Source organism: Fulvimarina endophytica, from assembly GCF_003403015.1.
Taxonomy (GTDB): Bacteria; Pseudomonadota; Alphaproteobacteria; order Rhizobiales; family Rhizobiaceae; genus Fulvimarina; species Fulvimarina endophytica.
The window spans coordinates 366,273-385,940 of sequence record NZ_QURL01000004.1 but is presented as its reverse complement, the minus strand read 5'-3'; the positions used below and the strand labels follow the sequence as shown (position 1 = coordinate 385,940).

The following is a 19,668-nucleotide window of genomic DNA, read 5'->3' as shown; positions in this document are numbered from 1 at the left end:
TCAAATGCCGCGCGGACCTGAAGGGTCCACGCGGCATTCGCCAATCTGTGCGGGCTGCGGAAGGTCTAGCTGTCCTTGCGCTCGAGCAGTGCCCGGATGAGCGCCTCGTCGATCCGCCCGTTCGCGTCGAGCCCGGCATCCTTCTGGAATTCGACGATGGCCTTCGTCGTGCGATCGCCGACGATCCCGTCCGGCATGCCGGCATCGTAGCCGAGTTTGCCGAGGATCGCCTGGATGTTGCGGATGGCCCGGCTCATGTCGACCGAGGCGGTGGTGGTCGGCTTGTCGGGCGATGCCGCCCAGGCCTCGGGGATGTCCACCGTGTTGGCGCTCGGATCGCGCTCGGCCACCTTGAAGGTCGCGACCGAGGTCTTGGCCGCTTCCAGCTGCTCGGGCGTCAGGGACTTGGCGATCTCGTCGCGCTTGGCGATGGCGTCCTGGTCGCCGCTCGCACCGACGATCGAGAACCACTTGTAGGAGGCGACGAGGTTCTGGTCGACGCCGGCGCCCCGGGCGAACAGGATGCCGAGATTGTACTGGCTGTCCGTCATGCCGTGCTCGGCGGCCTTGATGAACCAGTCGGCCGCGAGCTTCGGTTCCGACTTGCCGTCGACGCCCGTCGCATAGAGCACCGCGAGATTGTGCATCGCGCGGACGTTGCCGGCCTCAGCGGCCTTCAGATACCAGTCGCGCGAGGCGATCGGATTGCGCTCGACGCCGTTGCCCTTCTCGTAGAGCGTTCCCATGCTGTACTGGGCCGGAACGAAACCGAGCTCGGCAGACCGCTGGAACCAGGTCGCGGCTTCCGCCGGATTGGCGGTGACCGCGCGCCCTTCCATCAGGCGGAGGCCGATCTCGAAGAGCGCCTTCGGATCGCCGGCCTTGGCGGCGTCGAGAAGCGCTGCCGGCGCGATGCCCTCGGGCAGCGCGGCGACCTGATCGTCGAAGTTCTGGCCGGCGGCCTCGACGGTCGGCCCTGCCTGGCGGACCGGTGCCTCCGGCGTGAAGGCGACGGTGCTCATGGGCGAGGCGGCGGCGGCGTCGCTCGAGGACGGCTGGATCGACGGCGCGGTGGCCGCAACCTGGCGCTCGGCCTCGTTCGAGACGCCGATCTGCGCGTTATCTCTGGCCTTCGACATTGCCGCGCCGGCAGCCGAAGCGGTTTCGGCCGCGACGGGCCGCGGATCGGCGGCCGCGACGACCGGTGCCGCGCTCGGCTCGGATGCCGTAGCCGTAGCCGTGGCGGCGGGGGCCGGATCGGTGGCTGCTGCCGCGACTTCGGTTCCGTTCGTCTGCTTATCGGCGGTCTCGACGACGGGCTGCTCGGGGAAGAGCTCGACCCGCTCGGCGATGATCTTTCCGACCGGCAGCGCGAGGAGGGTCAGGAGGACCGCACCGGCCGCGAGCATGACGGGCTTGCGACGCCGGGAGATGGTCTCGGCGAGACCCCGCTTGCTGCGATCCTCGACTTCGTTGGTGTTGAAGCCTTCGGCTTCCTCTGCGGCGGCGAGAGCTGCGCGGCGCGCGGCGGCGATGAAATCGGCCTTGGTGTTCTCGCCGCTCTGGGTCTTGGCTTCGGCCTTCTGGTTGCGCACCCGCGCCAGAAGCGCGGCGATGTCCGGTGCGCCCGAGCCGATCGCCAGCGGCCGGTTGGCTTCGTCGCTGTCGAGGAGATCGGCCGGATCGATAGCGCCGTTCTCGTCCTGCGTGTCCTTCTGCGAGGCATCGGCGGTGCGCGAGACGGCTTCGTCCTCTTCCGCCTCGAAGGCGGGCTCGCTCGCCTGGCGCTTGGGGAAGCTGCGCTGGATCAGGGCGTGAAGGCCCGTCGCGCCGCTGACGCCCGCTGCTGCGAGCTTTACGTTCATCGCCCCGTCCGTCTCACCGGCGGCGTCCGCGACGATCCGGTCGTCGGTGCTCGGGCCTGCCACGACGTCGCTGTCGCCGAGGTCTTCGGCCGCCGGTGCGTCGTCTTTCAGAGAGGTGTCGAAATCGCGCTCGATGGCGTCGATGCGCTGGATCAGCCGGTTGAGGGCGGCGTTCACGGCTTCGTAGAAGTCGGTCGAGCGCACATGGCTGTCGGTGGAGAGCTTCTGCAGGCGGTCGAGTTCCTCCGTCAGCTTGGCGACGTGCTCGCTCTGCTGAAGGTCGCCCTGCTGCAGCATCTGCCGCACGGCCTCGTCGGCTGCGCTCTTGGCTGCGACGAAGATCTGCTCGGCGTTCTCCTCGACCCGCTTCTCGACCTCGCTGAGGCGATATTCGATATCGGCGGAGACGCTGAAGCTGGTCGAGTTCAGGATCTGGGTCAGTCGCCCGACCTGGCTCTCGAGGCTGGAGATGGCCGCGCCATCCTCGACCGGCGTCGCGATCTGCTTCTCGATGCGCTCGGCGAGCGAGGACAGGCGGGCTTCGATCGCCTCCATGTCCTCGTGACGGATGCCGTTCTGCTCGACGAGTTCGTCGAGACGCGAGTTGAGCCGGCCGAACTGCTCGGTGAAGAGCGCGCCGGGTTCGCTCGCCTCGAAGCTGTCGAAGCGCCCGTTGAGTTCGGCGATCTTCTCGGCGAGGAGGGCGACGGAGCCGTCGGAAGCGATCTCGTCCACGCGCTCGGCAAGCGCCTGCATGCGTTCCTCGATGCGCTGGACCGGAGCCGGATCGATCTCGGCGGCCTTTTCGGACAGCGTCGCGATCGACTGGATGACCTCGTCGAGGCGCTGGTCGATCTGGGCGAAGCGCGCCTCGCCCCGATCGTCGGTCTTCAGCTGGGAGGAGATCGCCTCGATGGCGCTCGACAAAGTCTCGACGCGCCGGTCGATGCCGTCGAGGGACAGGGTCTCGGGAAGCAGGGAGAGCGTCTCCTCCAGCTTGCCGATCCGCTCCGCGATGCGCTCGAAGCTCGCATCCATCTCGTCGCGCGGCGCAAAGCGGCTGTCGACGCCCTTGAGAAGGTCGTTCGACACGCGGGCCGACTGTTCGGAGGCGATATCGCGCATCTGGTCGCGAAGATTGCCGATCTCGGCCATCATCCGCTCGGTGAGCTCGGCGGTGCGGTCCTGCGACCCGACCTCGGAGACGAATCGCTCCTCGAAATCGATCCAGCGCTGCTCGATCGCCCTCAGGTGATCCTCGCTGGCCAGATGGGACATGGAGGCGCGCAGGCGCTCGATCTCGGCCTTGAGGCCCGCCCTGTCGTCACCGCCGCCGAGGCGCATCTCCCGCCGGCCTTCGAGGCGCGGGGCCGAGATGCCGGCAAGGCTGCGCCGGTCGAGATAATCGTCGATGTCGTCGAGCTGGGTGCGCATGTCGGCGATGACCGAGGAATCGATGCCGCTGCGCTCCATCTGGTCGAGACGCCCGTGCAGCCGTGCGATCTCGTCGTGGAGAACCGAGGGGCGGGTGTTCTGGGAGACCGCGGCCTGGAGATCGATGAGCGCGTCGCGCATGTCCTCGATCTGGAAGCCCACATCGGACGACATGTTGCGCGTGAGTTCCTCGCGCAGAAGGTCGAGTTCGGCGCGAAGATCGCCGACCGTGCGGTCCTGCTTGCGGGCCGGGCGGCGCGTGGGGCGCGGGGCGAAGGCGCCTTCCGTGCGGGCGTTTCCGTAGGCGCGCAGCGCCACCTGGGAGCTGGAGCCGCTTCGCGAGACCTGGCTCGGCCGCGGCGCCTCGTCGAGAAGTTTCTGGCGCATGACGATCTGCGAGACTGCGTCCGCAAGGTCCGGCCGCCGGTTCGCGGGGCGGCCCTGCGAGATGGCGCGACGTTCGCTCTGGACACCGATATCCGGCGCCTGGGCGCGCGGGGCGGGAGCGCTTGCCGGTCGCGGCTGCGAGACCCGGCTCAGGCGATTTTCGAGGGCCTCGAGGGTCCGGGTGAGATCGGCAAGGGCGTTCTGGCCCTTTCCGTTCGTCGCCGGACTTTGCTTCACACCCAGAGGTTCGGCCATCGTCTTGTCCCAATCGCTCTTTGCGAGGCCCAGACCGTCCTGAGCCCATCGTGCGGCGTGCGGGCCGTCGCATCACCCTTTCGGCTGGATGAAACCGGCATTTCGCCTTCGCTGTCAGTGAGAAGTACGATCTCAGTCAGGTCCGAAGCTTGCGCTTCTCATGGCGAGGTCACTCTTCGTTCACTATATGGAGGGAACGAGTCGCGTTGATGAGGCTTGTCTTCGTACGTATCGCAACGATATGCGGTGCATCCCCATCACGCATGAACAATCATGGCGTGTGGATGTTTTGATTCTTACGGAAATTGGCATGGCTCAGGTTCGGGAAAACGCTCTTCGTCGCGAAGACGAGGAGACCCCGCTCGACATCGACTTCCTTTTGGGACTGAAGGAAAACGGATTCGGCGAGCGCGAGGTCTATCGCATCGGCGATCTCGCGCGCGAATTCGGCGTGACGCTGCGCACCCTGCGCTTCTACGAGGATCGCGGGCTCCTGAGCCCGGAGCGACGCGGCACGACGCGCTATTACAACCGGCAGGATCGGGCGCGGCTCCGCCTCGTGCTCCTGGCCAAGGTGCTGGGCTTCTCCCTCACCGAGGCCCGCCAGCTGATCGACCTCTATCACCAGCCCGACGGCAAGCGGAAACAGCTCGAACTCGCGCTCGAACGGTTCGAGGAACAGCAGGTCATCCTCGACGAGCAGAAGCGGGAGATCGAGGAATCGATCGACGCCATGAACCGGACGATGAAGATCGTGCGGGAGCGGCTCGACAAGTTGTGATCGCGGCCGCCGGTCGGCCGAATCCCGGCCTTTCGTGCCGACGGACCGGCCTCCTGCGCCGGAAATTAGGGTTCTCTTGCAATTGACGTAAACGTCAATCGGGTCTATCTGGCGGGAACGCGGTTCGAGGGGGAGGCGGAGCCTTCTTTCTCTCGGTCCGTTCCAGACACGAAGCCTGCGGGAGGCCCTGCCGATGACCGAAGCCTATATTTTCGATCATGTTCGAACGCCGCGCGGACGCGGCAAGAAGGATGGCGCGCTGCACGAGGTGCCGGCCGTCCGGCTCGGCGCAAGGGTGCTCGAAGCGCTGCGCGATCGCAACGGCATCGACACGGCGAAGGTCGACGACGTGATCTTCGGCTGCGTCGATCCGGTCGGCGAGGCCGGCGCCGTGATACCCAAGGCCTCCGCCTTCGAGGCCGGCTACGATTTCGCCGCCCCCGGCATGCAGATCTCGCGCTTCTGCGCTTCCGGCCTCGACGCGGTGAACCTTGCGGCCGCCAAGGTCGCCCAGGGCGCCGACGATCTGGTGATCGCGGGCGGCGTCGAATCCATGTCGCGCGTCGGCATGGGCATGTCGGGCGGGGCCTGGTTCATGGACCCCTCGGTCGGCATTCCCGCCTATTTCATGCCCCAGGGCGTTTCGGCCGACCTCATCGCCACGAAATACGGCTTTAGCCGCGACGACTGCGACGCCTATGCCGTCGAGAGCCAGAAGCGTGCCTGCCGCGCCTGGCAGGAAGGACGCTTCGCGAAGTCCGTCGTTCCGGTCAAGGACGCCAATGGACTGACGATCCTCGATCGTGACGAGCATATGCGGCCCGGGACGGACATGCAGTCCCTCGGAAGCCTCAACGCCTCCTTCGCGATGCCCGGCGAGATGGGCGGCTACAATGCCGTCGCCATCCAGGCCCATCCGGAGATCGAGGCCGTCGATCACGTCCACCATGCCGGCAATTCCTCCGGGATCGTCGACGGGGCGGGCGCGGTTCTCGTCGGATCGAAGGCGGCCGGCGACATGCTCGGCACCCGCCCGCGCGCCCGCATCCGCTCCTTCGCCAATATCGGCTCCGATCCGGCCCTGATGCTGACCGGGCCGGTGGACGTGACCGAGAAGCTCCTGAAGCGCTCCGGCATGGCCCTCGGCGATATCGATCTCTTCGAGCTGAACGAGGCCTTCGCCGCCGTCGTCCTGCGCTACCGCCAGGCCTTCGACATCGACCCGGACGTCCTCAACGTGAACGGCGGCGCGATCGCCATGGGCCACCCGCTGGGCGCCACCGGGGCGATGATCCTCGGCACGGTGCTCGACGAACTGGAGCGCCAGGACAAGACGACCGCGCTCGTGACCCTTTGCATCGGAGCGGGCATGGGCACGGCGACGATCATCGAGCGCGTCTGAGGGAGGACGACATGACCGAATTCAAGAACTTCACCCTCCAGACCGATTCGGACGGCATCGCGGTCCTCACCTGGGACATGCCCGACCGGTCCATGAACGTCTTCACCGAAGAGGTGATGGACGAGATCGAAAAGGCCTTCGACGGCCTCGTCGCGGACGCGGCGGTGAAGGGCGTCGTCTTCACCTCCGGCAAGGAGGGCTCGTTCACGGGCGGCGCCGATCTCAACATGCTGCGGCGCATGAACGAGGCTTATGAAAGCGAGCGCAAGAGCGACGAAGAGGGGGCGATGCGCGCGCTCTTCGATCGCGCCGGCCGGATGACCTGGCTGTGGCGCAAGATCGAGACCTGCGGCAAGCCGGTGGTCGCCGCGATCAACGGCACCTGCATGGGCGGCGGTTTCGAACTCGCGCTCGCCTGCCATGGCCGCGTCGCCTCGCCCAAGGCCAAGCTCGCTCTTCCCGAGGTGAAGGTCGGCATCTTCCCCGGCGCCGGCGGCACCCAGCGCGTCGCCCGCATGACCGACATCCAGTCGGCGCTCCAGATGCTGCTGAAGGGCTCGACCCTTTCGGCGGACAAGGCCAAGGGCATGGGGCTCGTCGACGAGGTCGTCGCCGGCGATCTGGTCGAGGCCGCCAAGGCGATGATCGCGAACGGCCTGTCGCCGGAAAAGCCGTGGGACAGGAAGGGCTTCAAGCTTCCGTCCGGACCGGTCTACTCGCCCCAGGGCGCCCAGGTCTGGCCGGCCGTCTCCTCGCTCTACCGCAAGGAGACCTATGACAATTATCCCGGGGCGCGCGCCATCATCAAATGCGTCTACGAAGGCCTCCTCGTTCCGATGGATACGGCGCTTCGCATCGAGCAGCGCTATTTCACCGAAGTGATCCGCACGACGGAAGCTGCGATGATGATCCGCTCGCTCTTCGTCTCCATGCAGGCGCTCAACAAGGGCGCGCGGCGACCCAAGGACGTGGCGCCGACGGACCTGAAGACGATCGGCGTGATCGGTGCGGGCTTCATGGGGGCGGGCGTCGCCTTCGTGACAGCGCAGGCCGGCCTCGACGTCGTTCTCGTCGATCGCGACGAGGAGACCGCCGCCAGGGGCAAGGCCCATTCGGAAAAGCTCGTGAAGGGCCTCGTCGAAAAGAAGCGGCTCAGCGAAGACAAGGCCGAGGCGCTTCTCGGCCGCATCACGGCGACCGCCGACTACGAGGCGCTGCGCAAGGCCGACCTCATCATCGAAGCGGTGTTCGAGGACCGGGACGTCAAGGCGGAGGTCTCGAAGAAGGTCGCTGCCGTTCTCGGCGAGCATGCGATCTACGCCTCGAACACCTCGACCATCCCGATCTCGACCCTTGCCGAGAACGCACCCGACGAGAGCCGTTTCATCGGCATCCACTTCTTCTCGCCCGTCGACAAGATGATGCTGACCGAGGTGATCCTCGGCGAGAAGACCGGGGACAAGGCGCTCGCCGTCGCGCTCGACTATGTGCGCGCGATCAAAAAGACGCCGATCGTCGTCAACGACACTCGCGGCTTCTTCGCCAATCGCTGCGTGCTCCGCTACATGAACGAGTCCTACGACATGCTGATCGAGGGCGTTCCGCCGGCGATGATCGAGAACGCGGCGAAGGCCGCCGGCATGCCGGTGGGTCCGCTCGCGCTCAACGACGAGGTCGCCGTCGACCTGTCGGAAAAGATCATGAAGGCGACCATGCGCGACATGGGCGAGGATGCCGTGGATCCGCGCCATTTCGAACTCGTCACCTCGATGACGGCGAGCGGTCGGCTCGGCCGAAAGGCGGGCAAGGGCTTCTACGACTACCCGGACAAGCCCGCCAAGAAGCGCCTCTGGCCGGATCTCAAGGCCCGCTACGACCAGAAGCCGGCGTCCGAGGTCGATTTCGAGGAACTGAAGCACCGCTTCCTCGCCACCATGGCGCTCGAGGCCGCGCGCACCATGGAAGAGGGCGTCGTCGTCGATCCGCGTGAGGCCGATATCGGCTCGATCCTCGGCTTCGGCTACGCGCCCTATACCGGTGGCGCGATCAGCTATATCGACGGGATGGGCACGCCGGCCTTCGTCGAACTGTGCGAGAGGCTCGCCGCCAAATATGGCGAGCGGTTCGAGCCGACGCCTCTTCTGAGGGAAATGGCTGCGTCGAACGACACGTTCTACGCCCGGTTCGGCGGGGCGAAACGCGCGGCCTGACACGGATAACGGCGAGCGCTTCGCTGATGCAGCGTGGCGCGGTCGCAAAGGCAGGAACAGACCCGGCCGATCCGTGCCCGAGGCTCGGGCGATCTCGTTCGCTCCGGGCCTCCGGGCGGCCTTGTGCCCACCTTGTCGCGACCATGATTTTAGGGCGGTCGCCTGCGGCGCGAGAGCGCGGCAGGCGGCCGCCTTTTTGCTGTCCAACCCCTCCCGGCCGGGCCTTTGCGGCAGGAGAAGACGGCGAGCCTGACGCGTGGCTCACCCCCAGGTCAGGTTGAGGGGAGCTTCTATCCCCATTGTCGCGACAAGATCCGCCGAATGGTGGAACCATGTTCCATTTTGGATCAAGACGACGACGATGACGGCCGGACGCGGATGCTTCCGGCGACGGGCAGGGATTGCCCGAACCACGGATGGCTCCTCGACTGACGCCCTCAGCGGTGCCGTCGGCGAGGGCTGCGGCGCAGACACGAAGATGAGCGGAACGACACGATGAACAAGCCGGGTTTGACGGCATCGGCTCGACCGAGCGAGGAGGCCATTCGGGACCGCCTGAAGAACCGCCGGAGCCTTTACGAGCTCGATCGGGCGTCGGATTCGATGTTCAGGCGTGTGCGGCGCGGTCTCTTCGAGGCCCGCGAGGACGTCTCTATGGCGGCCCCGATCTGGCAGCGCTATCCGGTGCAGGCCTTCACCTCGGTCTCGGTTCTGACGATCGGCATCTTCGCGGCCGGCGCCTTCCTCGCCAATGCCTATTTCCTCGACGACGACGCCGCATCAGCCCCTCGTCAGACGGCTGCGCTCGCGCAGACCTTGCCGGAGGTGACGCCCGGCACAGCGACGTCGCAGGCGGATGATGCGGACGTGACCCCTGAGCCCGCCTCCGCTCGGCCTTCGGTGCCGTCGCATGAGAGGCGGCAAGCGCCGACGATCGCTGAGACCGAAGATCGGCAGCAGGCGTCCTCGATGGCCGAGCCCGCCCGTGAACCGCTGAACGCCGTCACCGAAGTCGAACGTCTCGCGCCCCGGATCGAAGCGCCCCGTATCGAAGCGATGGCGGCGCCGGAGCCCGAGAAACAGGCGGGCCGGGTCGAGGCGACGAGCGTCGAGGAGCAGCCTGCCCCGGTTGATCGATCCCTCCAGACCGGCAGCACGCAACCGGCAACGCGGCAAACAGAAATCGCCTCGATGCTGGACGAGGCGCGGCGCGTCGAGAGCATGCAAAGTGCGGTTTGGCCGGACATGATCGGCGCGGCACATTCCGCGAGCGAGACCGCGCAGCCTGCGGCGCGAACGGCGGCCGAGCCGATCGCGATCGAAGAGCCGGCGAAGGATCCGGCGGCGACGCTCGTTCCGGTTCCCGACAGAAAGCCGGAGACGCTCACGGCGTCGCTTGCGGGCGAAGAACCATCCATGACGACGGGCGAGGGGCCGGCCGCGACGGGATCCGCCCCGGCCGCCGGTCGTACCGGCTTTGCGCGGACCTTCGTCAATATGCGCCGCGATGCGAACATGGATGCGGAGGTCATGACCGTGATCGCCGAGGGCGCACCTCTGACGGTCTTCGACTGCGGCGACTGGTGCCATGTGCGCTACCAGAACACCGAAGGCTATGTCTTCAACACCTTCGTCACCAGCGACCGGTCGGCCTCGCGGGAGGCGGGCGGCGAGGGCTGACCCGACCGCCGCGAGCGGCGAACCCCAAGAGCTTCGCCTCGATCGCGGGACCGAGCGGGCGATCCGACCTTCGGATCACCCGAGACGGACATCAGATCGCAACCGCGCCGAAGCGTCCTGCCGAGGGAAGGTCCGGCGCGATAGACGTTCCCGGACCGGGTTCGAACCCGCTTCCGGCGCGCCGGCTTCGAACTGAAATCCTCAGCCGAACAGCCCCTTCTTTTCGGCCGTCGGTTCACGGCCGCCGCGAACGCTCTGGCCGAGGGTGTCGGCGACCCGCGCGCCGCGCTCGCCGATCGGCTTGTGCGGCTCGCCGGTCGTGTCGTGGGCCGTCTGGTGTTCCATCTCGGCATTGATCTCCGCGCCGATGATGAAGATGACGGAGGACACCCACACCCACATCATGAAACCGATGACGGCGCCGAGCGAGCCGTAAGTCGCGTTATAGTTGGCGAAATTCTGGAGATACCAGGAAAAGCTGATCGAGGCTGCGAGCCAGACGAGGGCGGTCAGGAAGGCGCCGCCGATCACCCATTTCCACTGCGCCCGGCTGCGGCTCGGGCCGTAGCGATAGATCGAGGCGATCGCCGCGACGATCACCAGGAAGACGATGGGCCAGCGAAGGGCGGCGACCGTGAGTTCCGTCAGGGTCTGCAGGCCGAGGATCGCCATGATGGCCGGCACGATGCCGATTGCCGTGATGAGGATGATGCCGACGATGATCATGCCGATGGTAAAGCAGAAGGCGACCGCATTCAGCTTCAGGAAGCTGCGCTGCTCGGTCTCGCCGTAAGCGACGTTCATCGCCTCGAACAGCGTCTTGATGCCGTTGTTCGCGCTCCACATGGCGAAGAGGAAGCCGGAGATGAAGCCGACGGACAGCGAAGCGGGGTTCTGGCTCGCAAGGGTCGCGAGCTGCGATTCGAGAAGTTCGGTGCCGGCCTGGGGCAGGAACTGGCCGATAAAGGCAATGTGATCGGAGATCGTCGAGGGGTCGCTGACGAAGCCGTAGAGCGACACGAAGACGGCGAAGGCCGGGAAGAGAGCGAGCAGAAGATAGAAGGTCGCGCCGGCCGCGATCAGCATCACCCGGTCTTCGAAGAACGAATTATAGAGCCTGAGGCCGATGTCCTTCCACCCCTTGGCGGGAATTCCGAGCGGGCTCACGGCGTCGCGTCCGCGCCCGGGCTCGCTCGCGCGGCGCTTGGTTTCCTCGCTCGTATAGGGGCTGAACCGTCCGACCATCTATCCGCCAATATCCCCTGTGAATGTATCGCGGACGCGTTGCCGCCGAAGTCATGCCCAAAGTCATGCAATGTCCCATGGCAGGGCTGGTTCCCGTCTGGCCGCCGGCTGGAGGACTGGGGGCGGCTCTGAGCCCCGAAAGTCACAGTATTCCACTGCTGGATCGAGACGGCTGCACCGGGGCGAACACCCGTTTGCCGAAGCGCGACAAAGAATCCGCTTCCCATTTTTCTTCCGTTTACGTAAGATGCCTTCATCGATCGGCCGCGAAGGTCGAGACGGACGAAGCGGCATGCGCAAGCATTCCGTCACTGGTCTGGAAACTTATGGGAATCGCCTACGTTAAGAGTTGGAGCGTGGGGCGACGAATCGAGGAGCGCATCTATGTCCTGGCGAGCCGAAAAACTGAGCCGCCCCATCTACAAGTGGGCCAAGGGCGTCATGCCCGCGATTTCGAAGACCGAACGTGAGGCGATCGACGCCGGCACGGTCTGGTTCGACGGCGAACTGTTCACGGGAAATCCCGACTGGCAGAGCCTCGTCGACATGCCGCCGGCCACGCTGACCGCCGAGGAGCAGGCCTTCCTCGACGGCCCAGTATCCGAACTCTGCGCGATGATCGACGACTGGCAGATCATCAGCAAGGATCATGACCTGCCGCCCGAGGCCTGGGCCTTCATGCGCGAGAACAAGTTCTTCGGCATGATCATCCCGAAGGAATATGGCGGTCTCGGCTTCTCCAACACCGCCCATTCGGAAGTGGTGCGCAAGGTCTCGTCGTGCTCGGTCGCGGCCGGCGTCACCGTCATGGTGCCCAACTCGCTCGGACCCGGCGAACTCATGCTGCATTTCGGCACGCAGGAGCAGCGCGACTACTGGATGCCGCGTCTTGCCGATGGGCGCGAGATTCCCTGCTTCGGTCTGACCTCGCCGGATGCCGGATCCGACGCGGCGGCCATGACCGATACCGGCGTCGTCGAATATGGCGAGCACGAGGGCAAGCAGGTTCTCGGCATTCGTCTCAATTTCGAGAAGCGCTACATCACGCTCGCGCCGGTCGCGACCGTCATGGGTCTCGCCTTCAAGATGCGCGACCCCGAAAATCACCTCGGACGCGGCGAGAATCTCGGCATCACCGTCGCCCTGATTCCGACCTCGACGCCCGGCGTCGATCAGAGCGAGCGCCACATTCCGCTCAACACCTATTTCCAGAACGGTCCGCTCTACGGCCGGGACGTGTTCATTCCGATGGACTGGATCCTTGGCGGCGAGAGGCAGATCGGTCAGGGCTGGACCATGCTGATGACGGCGCTGGCCGCCGGTCGCGGCATTTCTCTGCCCTCCCAGTCCGCGGCCTCGGCGGCCCAGTGCGCCCGTCTTTCGGGTGCCTATTCGCGGGTCCGCACCCAGTTCGGCGTGCCGATCGGCATGTTCGAGGGTATCCAGGAGCCGCTCGCCGAGCTTGCGGCGAACGCCTATCAGGTGGATGCGGCGCGCCGTCTCACGGTCGCTGCTCTCGACGAGGGGCACAAGCCCTCCGTCATCTCGGCCATCATGAAGTCGAACGCCACCTATCGCATGCGCGAGTCGATCGAGCGCGCGATGGATATCCACGGCGGCAAGGGCATCATCGAGGGTCCGAAGAACTACCTCGCGGCCGCCTTCCGCGGCGTGCCCATCGGCATCACCGTCGAGGGCGCGAACATCCTGACGCGCAGCCTGATGATCTTCGGGCAGGGTGCGATCCGTGCCCACCCCTATATGCTGAAGGAGCTTCTCGCGCTCTCCAACGAGAACGAGAAGGAAGGCCTGCGCGAATTCGACAAGGCGTTCTGGGCCCATGCCGGCCATTCCGTGAAGAACGCGTTCCGAGCCTTCGTGCGCGGTTGGACAGGCGGCCTCGCGGCTCCCGCGCCGAAGGCTGCGATGACCAGCCACTGGCGCCAGCTTTCGCGTCTCTCCTCGGCCTTCGCGCTCCTATCCGACTTGTCGCTCCTGACGCTCGGCGGAAGCCTCAAGCGCCGCGAGATGATCTCCGGCCGCCTCGGCGACATTCTGTCCGAACTCTATCTGCTTGCGGCGACCCTCAAGCGTTTCGAGGTCGAGGGGCGTCCCGAAGCCGACAAGCCGATCGTCGAATACGTCATGCAGCGCGGCTACAACCGGATCGCGCACGCCTTCAACGGCGTCCTCGACAATCTGCCGGCTCGTTGGGCGGCCGGTCTCACGCGCTTCATCGCCTTCCCGCTCGGCGTGCCGTTCCAGCACCCGTCGGACGATCTCGTCCGCGAGATCGCCGACATCCTCATGCGGCCGTCTTCGCAGCTCGATCGCCTGACGCCGAACCTCTATCTCGGCGAGGGCCGCGAGGGGCATCCGGTGCAGGATCTCGAAAAGGCGTTCGCGCTCGCCCATGAATGCGACCCGATCGAGCGCAAGATGCGCAAGGCCAAGGTCAAGAGCGCGGAAGCCGCTCGCGAAGCCGGCGTAATCACGAGCGACGAGTTCGACACGTTGTCGGCCTTCGCCGCCGCCAAGCGCAAGGTCGTCGAAGTCGACGCCTTCGAGATGTCCGAGATCTCCCGCTTCACGGCGGAAGATGCTCGCGGCACCAATCGTTCATCCCAGGAAACTCATCGCGAGGCTGCTGAGTAATGCCGAAGTCGGTCTTCATCGTAGACGGTGCCCGCACGCCTTTCATCAAGGCGCGCGGGAAGCCGGGACCTTTCACGCCCGTGGACCTCGCGGTCCAGTGCGGCCGCCCGCTTCTCATGCGCCAGTCCTTTCCGGAGACCGCCATCGACCTCGTGATCCTCGGCTGCGTGAATGTCGTGGCCGACGAGATGAACCCGGCGCGCGTCGCGTCCCTGAGGCTCGGGATTTCGGAAGAGACCCCGGCCTTCACCGTGCAGATCAATTGCGGCTCCGGCATGCAGTCGATCGACACGGCGTTCCGCTATATCGAGCGCGGCACCGCCGACATCGTGATGGCCGGCGGGGCCGAGGCGCTCAGCCATTCGCCTCTCGTCCTGCGCCGCGGGGCGGTCGACTGGTTCGCAAGGCTCAACGGCGCGAAGACGGCCGGTGACCGACTGAAGGTCATGACCGGCCTCAAGGCCGATTACCTGAAGCCGGTGATCGGCCTCGAGCGCGGGCTCACCGATCCGATCACCGATCTCAACATGGGCCAGACGGCCGAGATCCTCGCCCACCTCTTCAACATCTCCCGGCGCGATGCCGACACCTATGCGGTGGAGAGCCATCATCGCCTTGCGAAAGCGACGAGCGAAGGCTGGCTTGCCCACGAGATGCTGTCCACCGTCGCCCGCGACGGCTCGGTCTACGATCACGACGACGGCGTTCGCCCGCAATCGGACGTGCGCTCGCTCGGCAAGCTGAAGCCGGTCTTCGAGCGCCCCTACGGCAAGGTGACGCCGGGCAACGCCTCGCAGATCACCGACGGCGCATCCTGGGTGCTGCTCGCCTCCGAGGAGGCGGTCGCCCGCTACGACCTGAAGCCGATCGCCCGCATCGTCGATTCCGAATGGGGCGCGCTCGATCCCTCGATCATGGGGCTCGGCCCCGTGGTCTCGTCCGCGCCGATCCTGCGGCGCCAGGAGATGGCGGTCGCGGATGTGGATCTGTGGGAGATCAACGAAGCGTTCGCGGCCCAGGTTCTCGCCTGCGTCGAGGCACTCGACGAGCCGGACATCGCCGATGGCGTCCTGAAGCTCGAGGGCGCCGGCGGCCGGATCGCCCGCGATCAGCTGAACGTGGACGGCGGGGCGATCTCGCTCGGTCATCCCGTGGGCACCAGCGGCAATCGCATCACGCTGCACCTTGCCAATGCCATGAAGCGGCTCGGCAAGAAGCGTGGCATCGCCACCGAGTGCATCGGCGGCGGCCAGGGCGGCGCGATGCTGCTCGAGGCGGCTTGACGATCCAAGGTGCGAACCGGCTCGCGGCCCGATCTGCGCGCCAGTTTCGATCCCCTTCAAGCCCTCATGAAGCGGCCCGCAATGCCGGTGGCCGGAGCGGCGAACGAATAGGACGAGAGAGAACTTCCATGGGCAGAATGCTTTCCGCGCTTTCAGACCGTTCACGCGAGCTCGGTCCCGCGCGCCTTGCCGAACAGGACGGCAACTGGCGGTCCGGAATGGACGAGGACTACGTCTACTGGCTCGTTCTCGACTGTCCCGGCAAATCGGTGAACACCATCGGCCGCGACGTGCTGACGGAACTCTCGCGCCATATCGATCACATCGTCGACCAGAAGCCCGCGGCCGTCGTCATCCGCTCGGGCAAACCCGCCGGCTTTGCCGCCGGCGCGGACATCAACCAGTTCAAGGACGCGTCCACCGGCGACATCCGGGGCATGCTGAAGGAGGGCCATCTCGTCCTCGACCGGCTTGCCGACCTGAACTGCAAGACGATCGCGATCGTCCACGGGCACTGCCTCGGCGGCGGTCTCGAACTCGCGCTCGCCTGCGATATGCGGATCGCCGTTTCGGACGCCACTCTCGGCTTTCCCGAAGTCATGCTCGGCCTCCATCCGGGCCTCGGCGGAACCTATCGCTCGACCATGATCGCCGATCCGGTCGAAGCCATGACGATGATGCTCACCGGCAAGTCGATGCGCGCCAAGAAGGCGAAGTCGATCGGTCTCGTCGACGCGGTGGTCGAGGAGCGGCATGTGGCGTCCGCCGTGACGGCGGCGCTGCGCGGCGAACTCGGCTCCAAGTCGGGCGGCATCAAGAGCCAGGCCTTCGGGTTCAAGCCCGCCCGCTCGCTCGCCGCCCGCCAGATGCGCAAGAAGACCGCCGAGAAGGCGCCGAAATCGACCTATCCCGCGCCCTACAAGCTGATCGATCTGTGGGAGGAGCATGGCGGCTCGCCGCGTTCGATGCAGGAGGCCGAACTCCAGAGCTTCGCCGAACTCATCGAGTCGGAGACCTCGCGCAATCTCGTCCGCGTATTCTTCCTTCGCGAGAAGATGCGTGGGCTGCGCACCGGCAAGTCTGGCGTGAAGCATGTCCATGTCATCGGCGCGGGCGCCATGGGCGGCGAAATCGCGGCCTGGGCCGCCAAGCAGGGCTTCCGGGTCACGCTGGGCGACGTCGCGCTGAAGCCGATGGGCAAGGCGATCAAGTCGGCCGCGCGGATGCTAGAAAAGGTGCTGAAGGACCCGATCAAGGTTCGCGATGCCCTCGACCGGCTGATGCCGGACGTCGACAATCTCGGCGTCTCGCGCGCCGATATCGTCATCGAGGCGGTGCCCGAAAAGCTCGATCTGAAGCGCAGGATCTACGCCGATGTGGAGCCGCGGCTGAAGGAGGGTGCGATCCTTGCGACCAACACCTCCGCCCTGCCGCTGCCCGATCTCGCCGAAGGGCTTGCCGACCCCTCCCGCTTCGTCGGCCTGCACTTCTTCAATCCGGTCTCGCGCATGCAGCTGATCGAGATCGTCAGCCACGACAAGGTGAGCGACGAGACGCGGGACATGGCGACGAATTTCGCGGTGGAGCTGTCGCGCCTGCCGGCGCCCGTCGCCTCCGCTCCCGGCTTCCTCGTCAATCGCGCGCTTCTTCCCTACATGGCCGAAGCCCTGATCATGGTGGACGAGGGCATCCCGAAGGAGCGCATCGACGCGCGGGCCGAGGCCTTCGGCATGCCCATGGGCCCGGTCGAACTCAACGATCAGGTGGGTCTCGACGTCGCGCTCGACGTCGCCACCTCCCTGCGCGAGCGGCTGGGGGGTAGTTTCCCAGAGACGCCCGCTTGGCTTCGCCAGATGGTGGAAAAGGGTCAGCTCGGGCGCAAGAGCGGCGAGGGGCTCTACGAATACGACGAGAAGTCGAAGCCGAAGAAGCGGCCTGTCGACGCGTTGAAGGACGATTCCAAGGACGATCCGAACCTGACGGACCGCCTGATCCTGCCGATGCTGAACGCGATCGTCGCCTCCATGCGCGAGGGTGTCATCACCGACGAGGAGATCATCGACGGCGCGATGATCTTCGGCACGGGCTTCGCGCCCTTCCGGGGCGGCCCGCTCCACTATGCGCGCAAGCGCGGCGTCGACGACATCGTTGCCAAGCTCGACGCCCTGAAGGAAAAGCATGGCGCGCGCTTCACGCCCGATGCGGGCTGGGATCTTCTGAGGAACTGAACCGGATATGTCGAACCGAACGCTGATCTCCTCGGGCTCACCCTTCGAAAAACAGGCCGGCTATTCAAGGGCGGTCGTCCAGGGAAACATGGCCTTCGTATCCGGGACCACCGGCTACGACTACGAGACAATGACCATGCCGGACGGCGCCCGCGAACAGGCCGCCAATGCGCTTGCGACCATCGGCAAGGCGCTGGCCGAAGGCGGATTTGCCATGAGCGACGTGGTGCGGATGACCTATTATGTCACCGATGCCGCATTCGCCTCCGACGTGTTCGAGGAGACGGGCCGCGTGTTCTCCGAGATCCGGCCGGCCGCGACCATCATCGTCTGCGGGCTGCTGAAGCCGGAGATGAAGGTCGAGATCGAGGCGACGGCCCTCAAGGGCTGATCCCGAGGGGCGACCCTCAAGAAATCGATCGAAGGGCCGATCCGAGGGGAGGGACTGATCCGGGAGTGGACCGGACCCTCTTCATTTCCCGCCACGGCACCAATATTTGCCGCAGTGCAGCATTCCGCGCTAGATCCGTCTTTTGAAACGGACGGTGTCGAAAGGGATGCACGCGATGATCGGCCTGATGCAGACCCGGCAGCTCTCGATCGCGGCCCTGATCGAGCATGCCGCGCGAACCCATGGCGCAACCGAGGTCGTCTCGCGGCAGGTGGACGGATCGATCCACCGCTCGAACTATCGCGAAATCGCCGCCCGGTCGCGCAAGGCGGCCAATGCCCTGTCGCGGCTCGGGATCTCGACCGGCGACCGCGTCGCGACCCTTGCCTGGAACACCCACCGCCATCTCGAACTCTATTATGCGATCTCGGGCTCGGGCGCGGTCTGCCATACGATCAATCCGCGCCTGTTCCTGGAGCAGGTGCGCTACATCGTGGACCATGCCGAGGACAAGGTCCTCTTCTTCGACCTGACCTTTGCCGATCTCGTCGAGGAGATCGCGGCGAACTGCCCCTCGGTGACCGGTTTCGTCGCCCTGTGCGAGCGGGCGGACATGCCGAGCGGCCTGAAAGTCGAGCGCCTCTTCTGCTACGAGGATCTTCTAGCGGCCGAGGACGACCGGTTCGAATGGCCGGACCTTCCCGAGGAAACGGCCGCCGCGCTCTGCTACACCTCCGGGACCACGGGCAATCCCAAGGGCGTTCTCTATACCCACCGCTCCACCGTGCTTCACGCCTATGCCTCCGTGATGCCCGATGCGTTCGGCATCTCGGCGCGCGACTGCGTGATGCCGGCATCCTCCATGTATCACGCCAATGCCTGGGGCCTGCCCTATGCGGCGACGCTTGCGGGCGCCAAGCTCGTCCTGCCTTGCAACCAGCTGGACGGTCCGCATCTCAGCGAACTGATCACAGGCGAGGGCGTGACGATCTCCTGCGGCGTGCCGACCATCTGGCTCGGTGTCCTCCAATATCTCGCGAGCCATGGCGGCGCGTTGGAGAGCCTGCGCACCCTCGTCGTCAGCGGATCGGCCTGCCCGGTCTCGCTCATCACCCGGTACCGGGAGGATTACGGGGTGACCGTCGTCCATTTCTGGGGGATGACCGAACTGAGCCCGCTCGGCACGATCGCCCGCATTCCGTTCGAGCTCGCCAGCGAGCCGGAGGAGGCGCTCGATCTCGTCCGTTCGCGCCAGGGCCGGCCGCTCTTCGGGGTGGAGATCGAGATCCGGGGCGATGACGGGACCCCGCTTCCCCATGATGGCGAGACCTTCGGCGATCTGATGGTGCGCGGCTGGTGGGTGGCGAGCGGCTATTTCCGGCAGGAGGCCTCGAGCCTCGACGACGACGGCTGGTTTCGGACCGGCGACGTCGCGACCATCGATCCGGGCGGGGTGATGCGGATCACCGACCGCTCCAAGGACGTGATCAAGTCCGGCGGCGAGTGGATCTCCTCGATCGATCTCGAAAATGCGGCCGTCGGCCACCCGGATGTCGCGGAGGCGGCGGTGATCGGCGTGCCTCATCCCAAATGGGACGAGCGACCGCTCCTCGTCGTCGTTCTGAAGGAGGGGGCCCGCCCCCATGCGGGAGCGATCCGCGACCATCTGGCGAGCCATGTGGCGAAGTGGCAGCTCCCCGACGATACGGTGTTCGTGGACGAGATCCCCCACACGGCGACCGGCAAGATCCTCAAGACCCGGCTGCGGGAGATCTATGCCGACCATTTCCTCGGCTATGGCAGTCGTTAGCCGGGCGGCTGGTTCGAGGCCGAAGGTCCGGCACGCCACCCA

Annotated in this window: 11 protein-coding genes; 9 read left to right on the top strand and 2 right to left on the bottom strand. The window is 66.1% G+C overall.

What is annotated here, in order from left to right; genetic code table 11:
• Positions 1-65: 65 nt before the first annotated feature.
• Entirely contained in the window at positions 66-3,941 is a 3,876-nt protein-coding gene (locus DYI37_RS11180; RefSeq protein ID WP_147307911.1) for a peptidoglycan-binding protein, read from the bottom strand.
• Between the two features lie 310 nt (positions 3,942-4,251).
• On the opposite strand from DYI37_RS11180, the gene DYI37_RS11175 reads away from it, so the two are divergent.
• From DYI37_RS11175 to DYI37_RS11160, 4 genes are all read left to right on the top strand, one after another.
• Positions 4,252-4,722, top strand: a complete 471-nt coding sequence (locus DYI37_RS11175; RefSeq protein WP_116683302.1) for a MerR family transcriptional regulator — start codon at positions 4,252-4,254, stop codon at positions 4,720-4,722.
• A gap of 193 nt (positions 4,723-4,915) precedes the next feature.
• Complete coding sequence (locus DYI37_RS11170; RefSeq protein WP_116683301.1) at positions 4,916-6,124, top strand: acetyl-CoA C-acetyltransferase; 1,209 nt, start codon at positions 4,916-4,918, stop codon at positions 6,122-6,124.
• Between the two features lie 11 nt (positions 6,125-6,135).
• Complete coding sequence (locus tag DYI37_RS11165) at positions 6,136-8,334, top strand: 3-hydroxyacyl-CoA dehydrogenase NAD-binding domain-containing protein (protein WP_116683300.1); 2,199 nt, start codon at positions 6,136-6,138, stop codon at positions 8,332-8,334.
• A 495-nt stretch (positions 8,335-8,829) separates the two neighbouring features.
• Positions 8,830-10,014: an SH3 domain-containing protein gene (locus DYI37_RS11160; RefSeq protein ID WP_116683299.1), complete on the top strand. Its 1,185-nt coding sequence runs from the start codon at positions 8,830-8,832 to the stop codon at positions 10,012-10,014.
• 201 nt (positions 10,015-10,215) lie between these two features.
• On the opposite strand, the gene DYI37_RS11155 is transcribed toward DYI37_RS11160, so the two are convergent.
• Entirely contained in the window at positions 10,216-11,259 is a 1,044-nt protein-coding gene (locus DYI37_RS11155; protein ID WP_116683298.1) for a YihY/virulence factor BrkB family protein, read from the bottom strand.
• A 384-nt stretch (positions 11,260-11,643) separates the two neighbouring features.
• On the opposite strand from DYI37_RS11155, the gene DYI37_RS11150 reads away from it, so the two are divergent.
• From DYI37_RS11150 to DYI37_RS11130, 5 genes are all read left to right on the top strand, one after another.
• A complete protein-coding gene (locus DYI37_RS11150; RefSeq protein ID WP_116683297.1) occupies positions 11,644-13,914 on the top strand; it encodes an acyl-CoA dehydrogenase in 2,271 nt (756 codons plus the stop codon).
• Positions 13,914-15,197, top strand: coding sequence for an acetyl-CoA C-acetyltransferase (locus DYI37_RS11145; RefSeq protein ID WP_116683296.1), 1,284 nt, complete (start codon positions 13,914-13,916; stop codon positions 15,195-15,197). The genes DYI37_RS11150 and DYI37_RS11145 overlap by 1 nt, the downstream gene beginning before the upstream one ends.
• Before the next feature lie 128 nt (positions 15,198-15,325).
• Positions 15,326-17,425, top strand: a complete 2,100-nt coding sequence (locus DYI37_RS11140) for a 3-hydroxyacyl-CoA dehydrogenase NAD-binding domain-containing protein (RefSeq protein ID WP_199520139.1) — start codon at positions 15,326-15,328, stop codon at positions 17,423-17,425.
• 7 nt (positions 17,426-17,432) lie between these two features.
• The gene (locus DYI37_RS11135) at positions 17,433-17,816 is read left to right on the top strand and encodes a RidA family protein (protein ID WP_116683294.1); all 384 of its coding nucleotides are present in this window, start codon (positions 17,433-17,435) and stop codon (positions 17,814-17,816) included.
• A gap of 175 nt (positions 17,817-17,991) precedes the next feature.
• Entirely contained in the window at positions 17,992-19,626 is a 1,635-nt protein-coding gene (locus DYI37_RS11130; RefSeq protein WP_116683510.1) for a long-chain-fatty-acid--CoA ligase, read from the top strand.
• Positions 19,627-19,668 lie beyond the last annotated feature (42 nt).